This is a genomic window from Cryobacterium sp. (genome assembly GCF_025463825.1).
Taxonomy (GTDB): Bacteria; Actinomycetota; Actinomycetes; order Actinomycetales; family Microbacteriaceae; genus Cryobacterium.
In genome coordinates, this window is record NZ_JAODBG010000022.1 from 1 (window position 1) to 18,152 (window position 18,152).

Genomic DNA, 18,152 nt, shown 5'->3' on the forward strand with positions numbered 1-18,152 from the left:
TGGCAGCACCTCTTCTGGTTCTTCGGCCACCCAGAGGTCTACATCATCGCGCTGCCGTTCTTCGGCATCGTGTCCGAGGTGTTCCCCGTGTTCAGCCGCAAGCCGATCTTCGGCTACAAGACCCTGATCTACGCGACCATCTCCATCGCCGCGCTGTCGATGACGGTGTGGGCGCACCACATGTATGTGACGGGGTCGGTGCTGCTGCCGTTCTTCTCCCTGATGACCATGCTCATCGCGGTGCCCACCGGCGTGAAGATCTTCAACTGGGTCGGCACCATGTGGAAGGGGTCTGTCACCTTTGAGACGCCCATGCTCTGGGCCATCGGCTTCCTGGTCACGTTCACCTTCGGTGGCCTCACCGGCGTGATCCTGGCCTCGCCACCGCTGGACTTCCACGTCTACGACAACTATTTCGTGGTGGCGCACATCCACAACGTGGTGTTCGGCACCGTCGTGTTCGCCATGTTCAGCGGGTTTTACTTCTGGTGGCCCAAGTGGACCGGCAAGATGCTCAACGAGCGCCTCGGCAAGTGGCACTTCTGGTTTCTCTTCATCGGCTTCCACACCACCTTCTTGATTCAGCACTGGCTCGGCGTCGTGGGCATGCCGCGCCGCTACGCCTCCTACCTGCCCGATGACGGCTTCACCTGGATGAACCAGGTGTCATCGGTCGGCGCAGCCCTGCTGGCCATCTCCATGATCCCGTTCCTGTTGAACGTATGGATTACCGCCCGGCGTGGCGAGAAAATTCTGGTGGACGACCCCTGGGGCTACGGCGGGTCGCTGGAGTGGGCGACATCGTGCCCGCCGCCGCGGCACAACTTCCGGTCGATCCCCAGGATCCGCTCCGAACGGCCTGCCTTCGACCTGAACCACCCGGAGGCCGGCATGCCGGTGGGAATCGGACCGGCGAAGGATGCGCCCGAGGCGCCGACCGTCGAGCTGAACAAGGGCGAGGTCAGCTGACAGCCCGTCAGGAAAGCGGCTTAACGGGGAGTGTCAGCCGGGGAGTGTCAGCCCGGGGAGTGTCAGCCGGGGGAGTGTCAGCCGGGGGAGTGTCAGCCTGGGGAGTGTCAGCCCTGCCCCTGGCCGATCCGCAGCCAGGCATCCGGGTTCTCGTCCCCGGCCCGGCGCGGAGCATGGGCGGCGCGGGCCGACTTCATGGACTGGAGTTGACGCTCCACGTCCGCCTGAATCGCACCGTTGGACAGCTGTCGCTCGAGGTCGGCGTCCGGCGGCGCGGTGAGGTCGTTGAGCGCTCCGTTGGCGAGGAGCTCGTCAGTGGCGGCGGCGCGGGCCTGCATCTGCGCCACCTTGTCCTTGGCCCGGTCGAGGTTGACGCCCACATCCGTCGCCTGGGAACCGATGCCCGCCGCGGCCTCGTTCGCCTTGACCTGCGCGACGGAGGCCGCGTAGCTGGCCTTGATGGATTCCTTCTCGGTGCGGAACGCCGTGACCCTCTCCGCCAGGCGCCGCTCATTGTCCTGGAGCCGCTGTTGCTGTTGTTGCAGCCCCGTGAACTGGTCCCGGATCGCGGCCACCTGGCTCTCCAGCAGGGCGCGGCGCTCCAGCGCGGTTCGGGCGAGGTCTTCGCGGCCCTGGCTGAGGGCTTGGTCTGCCTGGGCGGCCAGGCGGCGATGCCGAGCACCCATTTCCTGACCCTGCAGTTCGATGCGCTTCTTCGCGGTCGCGACCTCGGCCAGGCCCTGGCGCACCTGTTGCAGCATCGCGACCTGCTGGTCGTAACTGTCGTCGAGAGCCTCCCGGGGATCCTCTAACCGGTCGAGCGCCCGGGAGGTCTTCGTGCGGAAGAGCACGCGGAGCCGTGAGGTGAACGTCATGATTCGGTCCGTCCGGGGAGGGAGGTGCGGGTGGTCTGGGAGTCGTGGCCGTTGAGCGTGTGCAGCTCGCGCGAGCCCGCGTCCAGTGCGACGATCTCGCGGTCGAGGTCGTCCGTCAGCGCGGCCAGGGAGTCGTCGGTGCGGTCACCCAACCCTGCCGCCGCGGCCGAGCGCAGCCGCCGCACCAGGGCGCTCACCTGGTCGACCCGATGCTGTGCACCAGGAACCGCCTGCCCGAGCGCCGCGGCGTCGCGCTCGCTCAGGAGGAGCACGAGTTGCGCATCCAGCACGGCGCCGTCGACGCGGATCCGGTGGTAGAGCCGGTTGAGGTCACCGAGCGGGCTGCCGCTCTGCCGCGCCAGGTCGAGGGCCGCCTTGCCGCTGGCGAGAGCGTCGGAAAGCCGCAGCCGGAGGGCGAGCACCTCGTGCTGCCGGCCCGCGCTCAGCAGAGCTCGAGCGCGCAGTACCGAGTGGCCGACGGCGCGACTGCGCCGGATCCGGGTGTACAACACCCGGGCGATGACGACGACCGACACTGTGGAGACAACGATGACGCTGGCGAGGGCGAGCAGGATCTCGGCCAAGACACTCACGATGATCTCCCAACGAGTAGGTGCAGCATCCGGCAGGTGCCGGTGCCGGGCGCGGACGGCTTTTCTAGCGCACAAGGTACGCCCGTTAACCGCGATTTGGCTCAACGTCTACTGCGCGATGGCCTCATCCGGCCGATCGTGCCACCCGGCCGCCGGCCGACCGTACGATGGGGAGGTGAATGAGACCCTGCCCCCGTGCCCGGAATGCTCCAGCGACATGACCTACGAGATGGGGTCCCTGCTGGTGTGCCCGCTCTGCGCCCATGAGTGGGCGTCGGTCGCCGAGGCGACCGACGAGTCCCCGGCCGAGGCCGTCATCACCGACGCGTTCGGGAGCGTGCTCGCCGACGGCGACACCGTGACCATCATCAAGGGACTCAAGGTCAAGGGCGGCGGCTCCAACGTGATCAAGGTCGGGACCAGGGTGCGAGACATCCGCCTGCGCAACGGCGTGGGCGACCACGACATCGAGGCGCGCATCGAAGGCGTCACCACGCAGCTCAAGTCCAGCGTGGTCAAAAAGGCCTGACGCCGACGGTCCGGCGTCCGGCCGCGCGCCGCTCGCGGGCGTCTGCCCTGCCCCTCTCCGGGCGGCGGGATTACACTCCCCGGTATGACCGAGCAGCTGCCGTACACGGTCGTACGGGCTTTTCCGTGCTTCGACGTCCGACACTATCCGGCCTGCGTACTCGTCCAGGTGCGGGTGGACACCGGCGTCGGGCGGGCGGCTGCGGCGGGGGCGCGACCGCTCTACCGCTACCTCAGCGGAGGAAACCAGGCCGGCACCAGCTTCCCAGTGGTGGGGCCGCTACTCCAGGAGCCGGCGGGGGAGCGGGGGCACGTCGTGAGCGTCCCACTCCCGCCCGACAACGATCCCGGGACCGTCCCGCTGCCGCTGGACGGCGCCGTGCGCCTCCGGCCCGTGCCGGCGCACGAAGCCGCGGTCCTGCGTTTCAGCGGCGGTTGGACCGGGAAGCGCCTGCTGGAGCACGGCCGTGATCTCCTCGAGCATGTGCGCGCGTCACGGCTGGAGCCGATCGGCGCCGTCTACTTCGCCCGGTTGCAGCCCACCTGGAAGCCGGGCCTCCTCGCTCGCAGCGAGGCACTGGTGCGGGTGACCTCCGCCTGACCCGCCGCGCCCGGGATCCCGGGAGCTGTCACGGCCCGTCGGGTGCGTGAGCCCTCAGAACCATGCCCAGATAGTCGGTGCCGGCGTGCGCGGGCCGCACCCGGCCGTCCAGTTCCCAGCCCCGCCGGGCATAGAAGACCCGTGCCCGGTGGTTCTGCGACCACACCTCGAGCGTCGCGGCCGGCGTCGCCGTGCTGCGCCAGGCGGTTTCGAAGGCGTCGTACAACAGTGAGCCGATGCCGATGCCCCAGTGCCCCGGGTCCACGTACAGGGCCGCCAGGTGCACCGGCTGCCCCGGGGCGTCCGGGTCGCCCGGCGGAACCTGGGCGGCACTGAAGCCCCGCAACGACCCGTCGGAGAACGCACCCGTGAGGCGCCACCCGGGCTCGGTGAGCCGGGCTCGCCACATCCGTCTGTAGTCGTGCTGCTGGGTGCTCTGCCGAGCCGTCGCCGGCGTCGCGGCTGCCGAGCCGTAATAGGCGGCGCGGGCCGCGAGATGCACCCGGGTGAGGGCGTCGGCAGTGTCCTCTCCGAGGGTGTCGTCTCCGAGAGTGAGCAGTGCCAGGAAGAGCGCCATACGCCCGAGCCTAGCCACCCCGGGCTCCGGCGATAATGGCAGGGTGCCTCCGTCGAATTCCACCCCCGCCGCCATGCCGCCCGCGCTGCCCGCCGGGTGTCCCTGCCTGAGTGGCAACGCCTACGCCGAGTGCTGCGGACGCCTGCACCGGGGCGAGGCCCGGGCGGCCACGGCGGAAATACTCATGCGCTCCCGCTATGCGGCCTTCGCGGTGGGCGACGCCGGGTACCTGCTGCGCACCTGGCATCCGCGGACCCGCCCCGACTTCCTCGAGCTGGATCCGGGCGTGCGGTGGGTACGGCTGGACATCGAGCACACCGCAGGAGGCGGGCTCGGCGACACCGAGGGCTCCGTCGGATTCACCGCATACGCGCGACAGGAGGGCCGGCGTACCCGGCAGCACGAGGTGAGCCGGTTTGAAAAGGTCTCCGGCACCTGGTTGTACGTCGCCGCCGTCTGATCGGGGCGGGGCCGGTCGGCCCTCAGCCGAAGGTTTCGTCGAGTGCGGCCGACAGGTCGCCGATCAGGTCCCCGGCATCCTCCAGGCCCACCGAGAGCCGCAGATGACCGAGCCGCTGGAACTCGTCCGGATAGTAGGCGGCCCGCGGTCCGGACCCGGACACGTGCACGATCAGGCTCTCGTCGTGCCCGAGGGACACCGCCGAGGTGATCACGCGCAACGCCCCGACAAAGCGGTTCTGAGTCGCCGGGTCCCCGGCGACGGCGAAGGCCAGCATCCCGCCGAAGCCGTGCCCGAACTGCCGCACGGCGGTGTCGTGCTGGGGATGGCCGGGCAGGCCGGGGTAGGCGACGTAGGCTACCCGAGGATCCCCGGCGAGGAACTCCGCGACCCGCTGAGCGGATTCGGTGTGCTGCCGCATTCGCAGGGGCAGGGTGACCGAGCCGCGCATGATCAGCCACGCGTTGAACGGGCTGATCACCCCGCCCACGTCCACCATCGCCTCGTCCTTGATGCGCCGCACCAGGGCTCGGGAGCCGATCACGGCGCCGCCCATGGCATCACCGTGGCCGTTGATGTATTTGGTCAGCGAGTGCACCACGAGGTCGGCACCGAGGTGCAGCGGACGCAGTACCGGGGGCGGCGTGAAAGTGGAGTCGACCGAGAGGAGCACCCCGGCCGGCCGGGTGATCGCCGCGATCGCTCCGACGTCGGTGACCCTGGTGGTGGGGTTCGCGATCGCCTCAATGTGCACCAGCCGGGTCTCGGGCCGAAGGGCCGCGGCCACGGCGGCCGGGTCGCTGGTGTCCACGAAGGTGGCCTGGATCCCGTACTTGTCCGGCAGGAGCTCGCGGAAGAGCTTGTAGGTGGCTTCGTACGCGACATCGGACACCACGACGTGGTCGCCGGTTCGCAGGAAGGTGAAAAACACCGCGTGCAGGGCGGCGACACCGCTGGCCAGCACGACGGCGTCCTCGCCGCCCTCCAACAGGGCGAGCTTCCGCTGCAGGCCCAGCTGGTTGACGCCGCTGTTGCGGGTGTACAACGGCACATCGGTGCCCGACCAGCTGATCGACGACGGATCCTCCGGCAGCGCATACGAGTTCGCCATCACGATGGGCGTACGCACCGCTCCGCTTCCCGCGTCGATGAGGTTGCCGGCGTGCACGGCCTGGCTGTATTCGGCCAGGGACTCCGGCCGGTGCTTGTCTGGACGAACGGTCATGGCTCCAGCGTAATGAGCCCGGCAGTCGGCCCGACGGGATGTGACGGAACACAACGCGACGGGACGTGACGAAGCGCCGGGCGCGAAATGGGAAACTAGAACCATGACCGCAACACTCGTCGCCAAGGGGCTGTCCGGCGGCTACGCCCACCGCACCCTCTTCGACTCTCTGGACCTGACGGTGGCGCCCGGCGACGTCGTCGGCGTGGTCGGCGTCAACGGCGCCGGCAAGTCCACCCTCCTGCGCCTGCTCGGCGGCCTCGACGAGCCGCAGGCCGGCACCGTGGCCCTGTCTCCGCCGGATGCCTTCGTCGGCTGGTTGTCGCAGGAACACGAGCGGGTGCCCGGTGAGACCGTTGCCGGCTACATCGGCCGGCGCACCGGCTGCGCCGAGGCCACCGCCGAGATGGACGCCGCCGCCGCTGCCCTCGCAGAACCCGCCGCCACCGGCGCCGCAGGCCCGGCCGACGTCTATTCCGCGGCGCTGGAGCGTTGGCTGGCCAGTGGCGCCGCCGATCTGGACGAGCGGCTGCCCGCCGTGCTGAACGACCTCGGCTTAACCCTCGACGACGACGCCCTGATGACATCCCTCTCCGGCGGCCAGGCCGCCCGGGTGGGACTGGCGGCCCTGCTGCTGTCCAGATTCGACATCGTGCTGTTGGACGAGCCCACCAACGACCTCGACCTTGACGGGCTCGACCGGCTCGAAGCGTTCGTGCGCGGCCTCCGCGGCGGCGCGGTCCTGGTCAGCCACGACCGGGAGTTCCTGGCCCGCTCCGTGACCCGGATCCTCGAGCTCGATCTCGCGCAGGGTGCCAACCGGGTCTTCGGCGGCGGCTACGACTCGTACCTCGAGGAGCGCGAGACGGCGAGGCGGCAGAAGCGCGCCGCCTACGAGGAATTCGCCGACACCAGGGCCGACCTGGTCGGCCGGGCGCGCACCCAGCGCGAGTGGTCGAGCCAGGGTGTGCGCAACGCTCTGAAGAAGGCCCCGGACAACGACAAGATCCGGCGGAAGGCGTCCGCTGAGTCCAGCGAGAAGCAGGCGCAGAAGGTGCGGCAGATGGAGAGCCGCATCAACCGCCTCGACGAGGTCGACGAACCCCGCAAGGAGTGGCAGCTCGAGTTCACCATCGGGGCGGCGCCCCGGTCGAGCACCGTGGTATCGGTTCTGAACGAGGCCGTGATCCGTCAGGGCGACTTCACCTTCGGGCCGGTGTCCCTCCAGGTCAATGCGGGGGAGCGGATCGGCATCACCGGCCCCAACGGGGCGGGCAAGACCACCCTGCTGCGTGCCCTGCTGGGCCGCCGGGCCCCGGATTCCGGGTCGGCGAGCCTGGGTTCCAGCGTGTCGATCGGGGAGATCGACCAGGCCAGGGCGAGCGTCACCGGCTCACAGAGCCTGGTGGCCATCTTCGAAGACCGCCTGCCCGACCTCGCGGCGAGTGAGTTGCGCACCCTGCTGGCGAAATTCGGCCTCACCGCCGACCACGTCAACCGGCCGGCCGACGCCCTGTCGCCCGGCGAGCGCACCCGAGCGGGACTGGCCTTGCTCCAGGCCGCTGGGGTCAACCTGCTGGTGCTGGACGAACCCACGAACCACCTCGACCTGGCGGCGATCGAACAACTCGAGCAGGCCCTGGACTCCTACACCGGAACCCTGTTGTTGGTCACGCACGACCGGCGGATGCTGGCCACCGTGCGTCTGGACCGGCACTGGGCCGTGGCCGCCGGCCGGGTCACCGAGAGCATGACGGGCCTAGCCGTCGGGCGCTGATGGTGCTGTCATGGTCGCGGACGGCGCCGTGAGGAGGGGCAGGCAGGCGCCGATGTGACCGCATCGACCCGATCTGAGGACTCCCGATGAACGCCCGGCCCGACCAGCACAGCACCGACGCCACCCACCGCTCCCTGCTGTCGCAGCTGCAGAGGCACATCGCGGGTGAAGTAATCGACCGCACCGACCCTCGCTACGACGAGGCCAGGCGCGTCTGGAACGGCATGATCGACCGCCGGCCGATCGCCGTGGTGCAGGCGGGTTCCACCGCCGACATCGCCCACCCTCGCCCTGGCCACGCAGGGGGGCCTGCCGCTCGCCGTGCGCGGCGGCGGCCACAACGTCGCCGGCAATGGCACCGTCGACGACGGCCTGGTCCTTGACCTGTCCCGGCTGAACGGCGTTGAGGTCGACGCCGAAGCCCGCACGGTGCGGGTGGCGGCCGGAGCCACCCTGGCCCAGGTCGACCGGGCGACCGAACCGGCCAACGTGGCCGTTCCGACCGGGGTGGTCTCGAACACCGGCATCGCCGGCCTCACCCTGGGTGGTGGGGTGGGCTGGCTCACCCGTGCACACGGGCTTACCGTCGACAACCTTCTCTCGGCCGAGGTCGTGACCGTGGCCGGGGACACCGTCACGGCGAGCGAGGCCGAGAACCCCGACCTGTTCTGGGGGCTCCGCGGCGGCGGCGGCAACTTCGGCGTCGTGACCGAGTTCACCTTCCGGGCGCACCCGATTCCCAGTCTGCCGCTCACCGGTACGTTCGTCTATCCGGCACCGCTCTGGGCGAGCGCCCTGGCGGCGTACGCGGCGTGGACGTCTGACCTGCCCGACGAGCTGACCAGCGTGCTGACCTTCACAGTGCCGCCGCCGATCATGGGGCTCGGATCCGATCCGCTCATGCTGGTGGGGTACGCCTGGGCATCTGAGGACACCGCCAGCGGCGCCGAGGTCGTCGACCGGCTCCGCAGAGCCGCACCTCCGGCGGTGGAGGCGAAGGAACCGGTCAGCTGGGCGGCCTGGCAGTCCTCCGCCGACGCCATCTTCCCCCGGGGGTCGCGCGGCTACTGGCGGAATTCGTCGTTCGACAGGCTGGATCCCGACGTGATCGCCGCGCTCATCCGGCGGGGCACCGAGCAGACCTGGATCGGCACCGGGTTCGACATCCACCACCTGGGCGGCGCGTTCGGGCGGGTACCCGAGGACGCGACCCCGTTTCCGAGCCGGGCAGCCCGGTACTGGCTGAACATCTACGGCTTCTGGGCCGAACCCGTTGACGATATCGCTCGGAAGGGCTTCATCCGGGCCTTCGGTGACGAGGTGGAACCACTGGGCTCCGGCGGCCGCTACCTGAACTTTCTCGGTGAAGAACCGGAGGCGGATCCGGTGCAGCAGGCGCAGCAGGTGTACGGGGTGTCCAAGCTGGAGCGGCTGGCCATCCTCAAGCGCGACTATGACCCGCAGAACCTGCTGCGCCGCAACCACAACGTCCGGCCGGCCGTCCCGACCGGCGACACCGACTAGGTGAGGCGCCAGGTACGGAAAGCGGAATAGTCAAGTGCCCCGCCCGGTTGGGGCTTAGTATGCGTATGCATACAACTGATCGGAAGGGCGCACCACACATGGCACCGACACTGGAACTGGGTCTCGACACATTCGGCGACGTCACCTACGCCGCGGACGGCAGCCTGCTCAGCCACGCGCAGGTGTTGCGCAATGTCGTCGCCGAGGGGGTGCTCGCCGACCAGGTCGGGTTGAGCTTCTTCGGCGTCGGCGAACACCACCGCGAGGACTTCGCCGTGTCCGCCCCCGAGGTGGTGCTGGCCGCCATCGCCGGCCGGACCACGAACATCAAGCTCGGTTCCGCCGTCACGGTGCTCAGCTCCGACGACCCGGTGCGGGCGTTCCAGCGCTTCGCCACCCTGGACGCCGTGTCGAATGGCCGCGCCGAGGTCATCGTCGGTCGCGGTTCGTTCACCGAATCCTTCCCGCTGTTCGGCTTGGACCTCGGCGACTACGAACAGCTCTTCGAGGAGAAGCTCGAGCTGTTCACCGAACTGCTCAAGGAGCAGCCGGTGACCTGGTCGGGCAGCACCCGGGGATCCCTAACCGATCAGCGGGTCTTCCCGCCCACCGAATCCGGCTCGATCCGTACCTGGATCGGCGTGGGCGGCAGCCCGCAGTCGGTGGTGCGCGCCGCGCACTACGGCCTGCCCCTGATGCTGGCCATCATCGGCGGCGAGCCGCTCGCGTTCGCCCAGTTCACCGACCTGTACCACCGCGCCCTCGACCAGTTCGGCCGCGAGATGCAGCCCATCGGCGAGCACTCGCCCGGTTACGTCGCCGCAACCGACGAGCAGGCGCGCGAAGAGATGTGGCCGCATTACCGGGCCATGCAGGACCGGATCGGCAAGGAGCGAGGCTGGGGCCCGGCCACCAAGGCCCGTTTCGATCAGGATGCCGGCCCCGACGGCGCCCTGTTCGTGGGATCCCCCCAGACCGTCGCGACCAAGATCGCGAAGATGGCCAGCGGGCTGTCGCTGTCCAGGTTCGACCTGAAATACAGCCTGGGCACCCTCTCGCACGAAAAGTTGATGACCAGTATCGAGCTGTACGGCACCGAAGTCGCACCCCTGGTGCGCGAACTTCTGGCCTGACCGGCAATCAAGGCACTCCGGACCGGGTAGCGTAAACGGGTGGGCCCGGCTCAGGCAAACCGCCCACCTCATCCTTTCGCTCTTATCTTCCTCGAGGAGTCCACCGTGGAAACCTGGCCCGGAAATGCCTACCCGCTCGGCGCAACCTACGACGGAAGCGGCACCAACTTCGCCCTCTTCAGTGAGGCGGCCGAACGGGTGGAGCTCTGCCTGTTCGACGAGAACGGCACAGAAACCCCCATCGAGGTACGCGAGTCCAGTGCCTTCGTCTGGCATGTCTACCTGCCGGAGGTGCAGCCGGGCCAGCGCTACGGCTACCGGGTGCACGGCGAGTACAACCCCAGTGAGGGCAAGCGCGCCAACCCGAACAAGTTGCTGCTCGACCCCTACGCCAAGGCAACCTGCGGTGTCATGGACTGGGACCAGGCGCTGTTCTCCTACAACTTCGGCGATCCGGATTCCCGCAACGACGAGGACTCGGCCCCGCACATGATGCTCGGCGTCGTGGTCAACCCGTTCTTCGACTGGACCGGCGACCGCTCCCCACGCACCCCGTACAGCGAGACGGTCATCTACGAGGCCCACGTCAAGGGCCTGACCGAGCTGCTCCCGGACGTGCAGGAGTCCCAGCGGGGCACCTACGCGGCCGTCGCGCATCCGACCGTCATCGAGCACCTGCAGAAGCTCGGCGTCACCGCCATCGAGCTGATGCCGGTACACCAGTTCGTCAACGACTCCACCCTGCAGGAGAAGGGCCTCAGCAACTACTGGGGCTACAACACCATCGGCTTCTTCGCCCCGCACAACGCCTACTCCTCCAGCGGCGACCTCGGCCAGCAGGTTCAGGAGTTCAAGGGCATGGTTAAGAACCTGCACGCCGCCGGCATCGAGGTCATCCTCGACGTGGTGTACAACCACACCGCTGAAGGCAACCACCTGGGTCCGACCATTTCGTTCAAGGGCATCGACAACGCCGCCTACTACCGGCTGATGGACGACGACGGCCGCTACTACATGGATTACACCGGCACCGGAAACACGCTCAACGTGCGGCACCCGCACTCCCTGCAGCTGATCATGGACTCCCTGCGGTACTGGGCAATCGAGATGCACGTCGACGGTTTCCGCTTCGACCTCGCCAGCGCCCTGGCCCGCGACCTCTACGACGTCGACAAGCTGTCCACCTTCTTCGAGCTCGTGCAGCAGGACCCGATCGTCTCGCAGGTCAAGCTAATAGCCGAGCCGTGGGACGTCGGCCCCGGCGGCTACCAGGTGGGCAACTTCCCGCCGCAGTGGACGGAGTGGAACGGCAAGTACCGCGACACCGTGCGCGACTTCTGGCGCGGCGAGCCGTCCACCCTCGGCGAATTCGCCTCCCGCATCTCGGGTTCCGCCGACCTCTACGAGCACTCCGGGCGTCGGCCGGTCGCGTCGATCAACTTCGTCACCGCGCACGACGGTTTCACCCTCAACGACCTGGTGTCGTACAACGAGAAGCACAACGACGCCAACGGTGAGGACAACAACGACGGCGAGAGCCACAACCGTTCCTGGAACGGCGGCGTCGAGGGTCCCACCGACGACGACGACGTGCGCACCCTGCGCGGCCGCCAGCAGCGCAACTTCATCGCGACCATGCTGCTCTCGCAGGGCGTTCCGATGATCCTGCACGGCGACGAACTCGGTCGCACCCAGCAGGGCAACAACAACACCTACGCCCAGGACTCCGAACTCAGCTGGATCCACTGGGACGAAGCCGACCAGCCCTTGATCGAGTTCACCGCCGCCGTCGTTCGGCTGCGGAAGGAACACCCCACCTTCCGCCGCAGCCGGTTCTTCGACGGCCACCCGGGCAAGCGCGGCGAGGGCGACCCGCTGGCCGACATCGTCTGGCTGAACATCGACGGCGAGGTAATGCGGGCGGAGGACTGGGACGAGGGGTCCCGCACCGTGAGCATGTTCCTCAATGGCCAGGGCATTCGCGAACGCGACTCCCGCGGCCGGGAGGTCACCGACGTCAATTTCATCCTGCTCTTCAACGCGGATGGCGAGGACGTGGAGTTCACACTGCCGAGCGACGAGTATTCGCCCGCCTGGGAGATCGTGATCGACACCGGGGGAGAGGGCGCCGACTCGTTACCCCGCCCCGCCGGTGCCATCCACACCGTCAAGGGCCGCTCCCTCGTCGTGCTCCGGGAGTACCACGAGCCGGAGGTCGCGCCGGATCACTCCGTCGCAGCGTCGCTGGCCAGCCACCCGTCCCCGCCGACCGCGACGCTCACCCTGCCCGTGACCGGCGACCCGTACGCCTCGACAGAAGGACACTCGTAACCCGATGCGTATCCCCGCCTCGACCTATCGCCTGCAGATCACCTCCGCGTTCGACCTGGACGAGGCGGGCGCCGTGCTCGACTACGTCAGCGAGCTCGGCGCCGACTGGATCTACCTGTCTCCGTTGCTCACCGCGGAGCCCGGCTCCGACCACGGCTATGACGTCATCGACCACGGCGCCGTCGACCCGGCCCGCGGCGGCCGGGAGGCCCTCGCCCGGCTGTCGGAGCGGGTGGCCGCGGCCGGCCGCGGCATCCTCGTGGACATCGTGCCCAACCACGTCGGTGTGAACACGCCGCACATGAACGCCTGGTGGTGGGATCTGCTCCAGAACGGACAGGGATCCCGCTACGCCGAAGCGTTCGACGTCGACTGGCCCGCCGGCAACGGGCGCCTGCTGCTGCCGGTGCTCGGCGACGGCGATGCCGAGCTGGACGCGTTGCGCATCGTCGGCGACGAACTGCACTACTACGACAACCGGTTCCCCCTCGCAGCGGGTACCACCAGCGACGGTGCCACCGCCCGGGTGGTGCACGACCGGCAGCACTATCAGCTGGTGAACTGGCGTCAGGCGGATGCATCCCTCAATTACCGCCGCTTCTTCGCCGTGAACACCCTCGCCGGGGTGCGCGTCGAGGTGCCCTGGGTCTTCGACGAGTCGCACCGCGAGATCCTGCGCTGGGTGCGCACCGGCCAGGTTCAGGGCCTCCGAGTCGACCACCCCGACGGCCTCGCCGACCCGGGCGGGTACCTCGACCGGCTCAGCGCCGCCATGGGCGGCGGCTACCTCCTGGTCGAGAAGATCCTCGAGGGCCGCGAACAGCTGCCCAGCAACTGGTCCACCGACGGCACCACCGGCTACGACGCCCTCGCCGACTTCGACCGGGTACTCGTGGATCCCGCCGGCCAGGACCGCCTCGACGCCCTGGAGACCACCCTCCAGAACGAACGCATCCACGCCGACCCCGGCGACCCGGAGGCACCGGTCTCCTGGACCGAGCTGGTCTACTCCGGCAAGCGCGCCATCGCCGACGGCATCCTGCAGAGCGAGGTGCGCCGACTGGCCCGCCTCCTGCCCGAGGTGGCCCGCACCGAGTCCGGCACCGCGGCCGTGCTCGACGCCCTCGCCGAACTCATCGCTTGGTTCCCGGTCTACCGCTCCTACCTGCCGGTCGGCCGCCATGAGCTGGACACCGCGGTGCGCCTGGCCCGGCAGCGCCGGCCCGACCTCGACGAGACGATCACCGCGCTGCTGCCGTTCCTGGGCGACCCCGCCCATCCTTCCGCGATCCGCTTCCAGCAGACCTCCGGGATGGTCATGGCCAAGGGCGTCGAAGACACCGCCTACTACCGGTACAGCAGGCTCACTTCCCTCAACGAGGTCGGCGCCGACCCGAGCGAATTCGCGGTGTCGGTCGAGGAATTCCATCGCCGGCAGCAGACCCGGCTGGCCGTCGCGCCCGCCTCGCAGACCACTCTCTCGACCCACGACACCAAACGTGGCGAAGACGTACGCGCGCGCATCTCGGTGCTCGCCGAGATCCCCGACGAGTGGGCCGGTGTGCTCGCCGAACTCCGCGAGCTGGCCCCGCTCGGCGACGCGCCGTTCGAGAACCTGCTGTGGCAGGCCGTTGTCGGCGCCTGGCCCGCGTCGACCGATCGCCTGATCGGCTACGCCGAGAAGGCATCCCGGGAAGCGAATCTGTCCACAACCTGGACCGCGCCGAATGAGGAGTTCGAGAACAGGATGCGCGCGCTCGTGCGGGCGCTGGCCGAAGCCGGCCCGCTGACTGGGATCGTGTCGACGTTCGTCGACCGGGTGAAGCAGGCAGGCTGGAGCAACTCGCTCTCGCTCAAGCTGATCCAGCTGACCGCTCCGGGCGTGCCGGACGTCTACCAGGGCAGCGAACTGTGGGAGATGTCCCTCGTCGACCCCGACAACCGGCGCCCGGTGGACTACGCCGTCCGCCGCGACATCCTGGCCAGGATCACCGAGGGCGCGCTGCCGCCGATCGATGAGACCGGCGCCGCCAAGCTCCTCGTGACCACCCGCGCCCTCCGGTTGCGGCGTCAGCGCCCGGAGCTGTTCACCCGGCACGCCCCCGTCGAAGCCTTCGGCCCGGCCGCCGGGCACGTCGTGGCGTACGATCGCGGCGGTGCCGTCACCGTGGCGACCCGGCTGCCGGTCGCGCTCGCCCGCACCGGCTGGGCGGACACCACCATCATGCTCGCCGGGCACGCCTGGCAGGATGCCCTCACCGGGGCCCGCTTCGACGGCGGCCAGATACGCCTGGCCGACCTGCTCCAGCGCTACCCGGTTGCACTGCTGATTCCCGCCGCCATCGAGGAGGTCTCCTAAGTGACCGAGAACACCACCGCAACCCCAGGATCGGGAACCGTCGTCGACCTCCCCATAGACGTGTGGGCCCCGACCGCCGATTCCGTGCAGCTGGTCACGCGCGACGGCGCCAGCCCGATGACCCGCGATGACACCGGCTGGTGGCACGCCGACCTGCCGGGCACCGCTACCCGTACAGCCGACGGCACCGACTACGGCTTCCTCGTCGACGACTCCGGCCCGTTCCCCGACCCACGCTCCCGCCGCCAGCCGGACGGTGTGCACCAGCTCTCGCGCACCTTCGACCCGGCCGCGCACACCTGGCAGGATCAGGCCTGGACCGGCCGTCAGCTGGCCGGCAGCAGCATCTACGAGCTGCACATCGGCACCTTCACCCCGGAGGGCACGCTGGCCGCCGCCGCCGGCCGGCTCGACCACCTCGTGGCCCTCGGCGTCGACTTCGTCGAACTGCTGCCGGTGAACGGCTTCAACGGCACGCACAACTGGGGCTACGACGGGGTGCTCTGGTACGCCGTGCACGAGGGCTACGGTGGCCCCGCCGCCTACCAGGAGTTCGTGGATGCCTGCCACGCGGCCGGCATTGGCGTCATCCAGGACGTCGTGCACAACCACCTGGGCCCGAGCGGGAACTACCTGCCCAACTTCGGTCCCTACCTCAGCGACGCCGAGGGCAACACCTGGGGCGCGTCGGTCAACCTCGACGGGCAGCACGCCGACGAGGTGCGCCGGTACATCATCGACAGCGCCCTGATGTGGCTTCGCGACTACCACGTCGACGGCCTCCGGCTGGACGCCGTGCACGCGCTCAAGGACCACTCGGCCGTGCACCTGCTCGAACAGCTCGCCACCGAGGTCGACGTGCTCAGCGCCTCCGTCGGACGCCCGCTCACCCTCATCGCCGAATCCGACCTGAACGACCCGCGCCTGATCACCCCGCGCGAGGCCAACGGGTACGGCCTCGACGCGCAGTGGAGCGACGACTTCCACCACGCCGTGCACGTCGCCCTCACCGGTGAGACGGTCGGCTACTACGCCGACTTCGCTCCGCTCGGTGCGCTGGCCAAGGTGCTCACCCGCGGATTCTTCCACGACGGCACCTTCTCCAGCTTCCGCGGGCGCACCCATGGCCGCCCGGTCGACGTCGAACGGATGCCGGCCTGGCGCCTCGTCGTAGCCAACCAGAACCACGACCAGATCGGCAACCGGGCCATCGGTGACCGGTTGAGCGCACAGCTCGACACCGGCCAGCTGGGCATCGCGGCCGCGCTCACCCTGATCGGCCCGTTCACCCCGATGTTGTTCATGGGTGAGGAGTGGGGTGCGCGGACGCCGTGGCAGTTCTTCACCTCACACCCTGAGCCCGAGCTCGGGCTGGCCACCGCAGAGGGACGCATCGGCGAGTTCGCCCGGATGGGCTGGGACCCGGCCGTCGTGCCCGACCCGCAGGACCCCGGCACGTTCGAGCGGTCCAAACTGGACTGGTCCGAACTGGCCCGGCCGGACGCCGGGCGGCTGCTGGGTCTCTATCAGGACCTCGGCGGCCTCCGCCGCAGCCTGTCCGACGTGACCGACCCACGGTTCGGCCAGGTCGCCGTGGCCTTCGACGAGGGCGATGGTTGGCTGCTGCTGACCCGTGGCAGCACCGAGATCGCGATTAACCTGTCCACCACAAGCCGGTGGGTTCCGGTCACCGCGGCGAGCATCCTGCTCGCCTTCGCGAACGACTCCGACGCCCAGCCGGTGTGGGAAGACGGCCGGGTCCTGCTGCCACCGCACTCCTTCGCCGTCCTGGCCTAGCCGGGTCAGCCACACCCGAGCCGCACCCGAATCGAGGAGGAACAGTGGGCAACTTCCTGTCCAGCGAGACCGCGGCGGCGCTCGCGCGGCTCACGGCGATCGACGCCGACGAGTCGGCAGCGCCGCTCGAGCGGATGCGCGCCATCCGCACCGTGCTCCTCCACCTCGACGCCGACCCGGCCGCCCTGGCCAGTGTGCGGGACGCTCTGGCGGAGGGCGCGGGTTGGCCGGAGATCGCCGCCGCGGCCGGCCTGAAGCCGACCGCGGCGAAGTGGCGCTGGCAGGGCACCGATGCGGAGATCGCGGCCCGGCTGGACGCCGGCCGCAAGCGCAGCATCCGGCCCAGCAGCGTGCCCACCGGCCTGCCGGGGCGCTCGGTGGCCGAGGCCGCCGTGCGCCTCGGGGTCAGCCCGCAGGCGGTGTACCTGCAGGTGAGCCGGGGTAAGCTGACCAGCCGCACCGTCGAGCTGCCGGACGGGCGGAGCTACAAAAGGGTCTTCCTGCCCGGGGACGCGCTATCCTCCACTGCAGCATCCGAAACAGCAGCACCGTCCACAGGACCGGGTCAGGACGACTGATCCCGGCACCCGGCCCCCCGCGCACCAGTCCCGCACACCCGTCCATTCGACTTGGAGTGATGATGACCGATCAGAACTACGACCCCTTCGACCGCACCCGGCCCCTCGACCATGTGGCGACGACGGAACGGTTGGAGATGCCACGGGCCGGCACTGCCTCGCCGGCGACGCCGGCCAGGGAGGGTTCACCGGTGCCGGGCACGGAACCGGCTAGCACACCGGCCGCGACGGCGGCACCGGCCAAGGCGCGCACCCGAACCCTGATGGGAGACCTGCGCACGGCTCCTTCCCAGCGCGCCGCCCTCGTGGTCCTGGTGGGGATAGCGGTGCTGACGATCGCGTTCCTGATCATGATCTTCGTCAACGTGTCCTCGGAGAGCGTGATCGCACTGGCGGTGATCGCCACCCCGATCGCCTCGATGGTCGCCGCGTACTACGCGGTGACGCTGAGCATCCAGCAGGTGCGGACCGAACGCGCCGAAAAGGACAAGGCTCTCGCCAAACTCGAGGCCGTTCAGGAGAACGCCCGCGAGACCGAGGTCTGGGCGTCCCAGATGGAGTCCGGGCTGCGCGTGGCCATGGCCAAGCTCGATGGCGCCGGCGTGTCCACTGCTGCCGTTTCTCGCGCCGCGGGAACGCCGAACGACTTCTTCTAGGCTCGACCGCCCGGCGCGGCGCCGCTGCGCGGGGAACCGCACCGTCTCCCGCGCGCGGGTCAGGCGCCGCTACGCGGGTGGCGCGCAGGGCGCGTAACGGCGCGTAGCCCGCGCCACGAGGAACGCGGGTCCGGCGCCGCTTCGCGGGTGGCGCGCCGATTCGCGGGTC

At 69.6% G+C, this 18,152-nt stretch carries 16 protein-coding genes; 12 read left to right on the top strand and 4 right to left on the bottom strand.

Annotated features, from left to right (window positions below):
- Nucleotides 1–969, top strand: a 969-nt coding sequence (locus tag JWP54_RS02540) for a cbb3-type cytochrome c oxidase subunit I (RefSeq protein WP_297366764.1), incomplete at its 5' end; no start/stop codon positions are given.
- Between the two features lie 107 nt (nt 970–1,076).
- Here JWP54_RS02540 and JWP54_RS02545 read toward each other — a convergent pair.
- Both JWP54_RS02545 and JWP54_RS02550 read right to left on the bottom strand, forming a co-directional pair.
- On the bottom strand, nt 1,077–1,844 hold the full coding sequence (locus JWP54_RS02545; protein ID WP_297366766.1) for a PspA/IM30 family protein: 768 nt from the start codon (nt 1,842–1,844) through the stop codon (nt 1,077–1,079).
- Nucleotides 1,841–2,437, bottom strand: a complete 597-nt coding sequence (locus JWP54_RS02550) for a hypothetical protein (RefSeq protein ID WP_297366768.1) — start codon at nt 2,435–2,437, stop codon at nt 1,841–1,843. The genes JWP54_RS02545 and JWP54_RS02550 overlap by 4 nt, the downstream gene beginning before the upstream one ends.
- A gap of 175 nt (nt 2,438–2,612) precedes the next feature.
- On the opposite strand from JWP54_RS02550, the gene JWP54_RS02555 reads away from it, so the two are divergent.
- Together JWP54_RS02555 and JWP54_RS02560 are read left to right on the top strand one after the other, a co-directional pair.
- Nucleotides 2,613–2,966, top strand: coding sequence for a zinc ribbon domain-containing protein YjdM (locus JWP54_RS02555; protein WP_297366770.1), 354 nt, complete (start codon nt 2,613–2,615; stop codon nt 2,964–2,966).
- A gap of 84 nt (nt 2,967–3,050) precedes the next feature.
- Nucleotides 3,051–3,566 carry a heme-binding protein gene (locus tag JWP54_RS02560; RefSeq protein WP_297366772.1) on the top strand — a complete coding sequence of 172 codons (516 nt, stop codon included), beginning with the start codon at nt 3,051–3,053 and terminating at the stop codon, nt 3,564–3,566.
- A 28-nt stretch (nt 3,567–3,594) separates the two neighbouring features.
- On the opposite strand, the gene JWP54_RS02565 is transcribed toward JWP54_RS02560, so the two are convergent.
- On the bottom strand, nt 3,595–4,143 hold the full coding sequence (locus tag JWP54_RS02565) for an N-acetyltransferase (RefSeq protein ID WP_297366774.1): 549 nt from the start codon (nt 4,141–4,143) through the stop codon (nt 3,595–3,597).
- A gap of 73 nt (nt 4,144–4,216) precedes the next feature.
- On the opposite strand from JWP54_RS02565, the gene JWP54_RS02570 reads away from it, so the two are divergent.
- The gene (locus JWP54_RS02570) at nt 4,217–4,603 is read left to right on the top strand and encodes a YchJ family metal-binding protein (RefSeq protein WP_297366792.1); all 387 of its coding nucleotides are present in this window, start codon (nt 4,217–4,219) and stop codon (nt 4,601–4,603) included.
- 22 nt (nt 4,604–4,625) lie between these two features.
- Here the strand turns inward: JWP54_RS02570 and JWP54_RS02575 are convergent, their stop codons facing one another.
- Complete coding sequence (locus JWP54_RS02575; protein WP_297366776.1) at nt 4,626–5,828, bottom strand: aminotransferase class I/II-fold pyridoxal phosphate-dependent enzyme; 1,203 nt, start codon at nt 5,826–5,828, stop codon at nt 4,626–4,628.
- Nucleotides 5,829–5,931: 103 nt separating this feature from the next.
- On the opposite strand from JWP54_RS02575, the gene abc-f reads away from it, so the two are divergent.
- The 8 genes from abc-f (at nt 5,932) to JWP54_RS02615 (ending at nt 17,983) form a co-directional block, all read left to right on the top strand.
- Entirely contained in the window at nt 5,932–7,605 is a 1,674-nt protein-coding gene (gene abc-f / locus JWP54_RS02580) for a ribosomal protection-like ABC-F family protein (RefSeq protein ID WP_297366778.1), read from the top strand.
- Between the two features lie 321 nt (nt 7,606–7,926).
- Nucleotides 7,927–9,129 carry an FAD-binding oxidoreductase gene (locus JWP54_RS02585; protein ID WP_367274173.1) on the top strand — a complete coding sequence of 401 codons (1,203 nt, stop codon included), beginning with the start codon at nt 7,927–7,929 and terminating at the stop codon, nt 9,127–9,129.
- A gap of 98 nt (nt 9,130–9,227) precedes the next feature.
- Nucleotides 9,228–10,262, top strand: coding sequence for an LLM class flavin-dependent oxidoreductase (locus JWP54_RS02590; RefSeq protein WP_297366780.1), 1,035 nt, complete (start codon nt 9,228–9,230; stop codon nt 10,260–10,262).
- 105 nt (nt 10,263–10,367) lie between these two features.
- Complete coding sequence (glgX, locus tag JWP54_RS02595; protein ID WP_297366782.1) at nt 10,368–12,593, top strand: glycogen debranching protein GlgX; 2,226 nt, start codon at nt 10,368–10,370, stop codon at nt 12,591–12,593.
- A gap of 4 nt (nt 12,594–12,597) precedes the next feature.
- The gene (gene treY / locus JWP54_RS02600) at nt 12,598–14,952 is read left to right on the top strand and encodes a malto-oligosyltrehalose synthase (RefSeq protein WP_297366784.1); all 2,355 of its coding nucleotides are present in this window, start codon (nt 12,598–12,600) and stop codon (nt 14,950–14,952) included.
- A complete protein-coding gene (gene treZ, locus JWP54_RS02605; protein WP_297366786.1) occupies nt 14,953–16,749 on the top strand; it encodes a malto-oligosyltrehalose trehalohydrolase in 1,797 nt (598 codons plus the stop codon). It begins immediately after the preceding gene.
- A 44-nt stretch (nt 16,750–16,793) separates the two neighbouring features.
- Nucleotides 16,794–17,327: a hypothetical protein gene (locus JWP54_RS02610; RefSeq protein WP_297366788.1), complete on the top strand. Its 534-nt coding sequence runs from the start codon at nt 16,794–16,796 to the stop codon at nt 17,325–17,327.
- Nucleotides 17,328–17,389: 62 nt separating this feature from the next.
- Entirely contained in the window at nt 17,390–17,983 is a 594-nt protein-coding gene (locus JWP54_RS02615) for a hypothetical protein (RefSeq protein ID WP_297366790.1), read from the top strand.
- The last annotated feature ends 169 nt before the right edge of the window (nt 17,984–18,152 follow it).

Coding starts and splice junctions, on each gene's coding strand:
- JWP54_RS02545 (WP_297366766.1), bottom strand. CDS start 1,844: ATGACGTTCACCTCACGGCTCCGCGTGCTCTTCCGCACGAAGACCTCC.
- JWP54_RS02560 (WP_297366772.1), top strand. CDS start 3,051: ATGACCGAGCAGCTGCCGTACACGGTCGTACGGGCTTTTCCGTGCTTC.
- JWP54_RS02565 (WP_297366774.1), bottom strand. CDS start 4,143: ATGGCGCTCTTCCTGGCACTGCTCACTCTCGGAGACGACACCCTCGGA.
- JWP54_RS02570 (WP_297366792.1), top strand. CDS start 4,217: ATGCCGCCCGCGCTGCCCGCCGGGTGTCCCTGCCTGAGTGGCAACGCC.
- JWP54_RS02575 (WP_297366776.1), bottom strand. CDS start 5,828: ATGACCGTTCGTCCAGACAAGCACCGGCCGGAGTCCCTGGCCGAATAC.
- abc-f (WP_297366778.1), top strand. CDS start 5,932: ATGACCGCAACACTCGTCGCCAAGGGGCTGTCCGGCGGCTACGCCCAC.
- JWP54_RS02590 (WP_297366780.1), top strand. CDS start 9,228: ATGGCACCGACACTGGAACTGGGTCTCGACACATTCGGCGACGTCACC.
- treY (WP_297366784.1), top strand. CDS start 12,598: ATGCGTATCCCCGCCTCGACCTATCGCCTGCAGATCACCTCCGCGTTC.
- JWP54_RS02615 (WP_297366790.1), top strand. CDS start 17,390: ATGACCGATCAGAACTACGACCCCTTCGACCGCACCCGGCCCCTCGAC.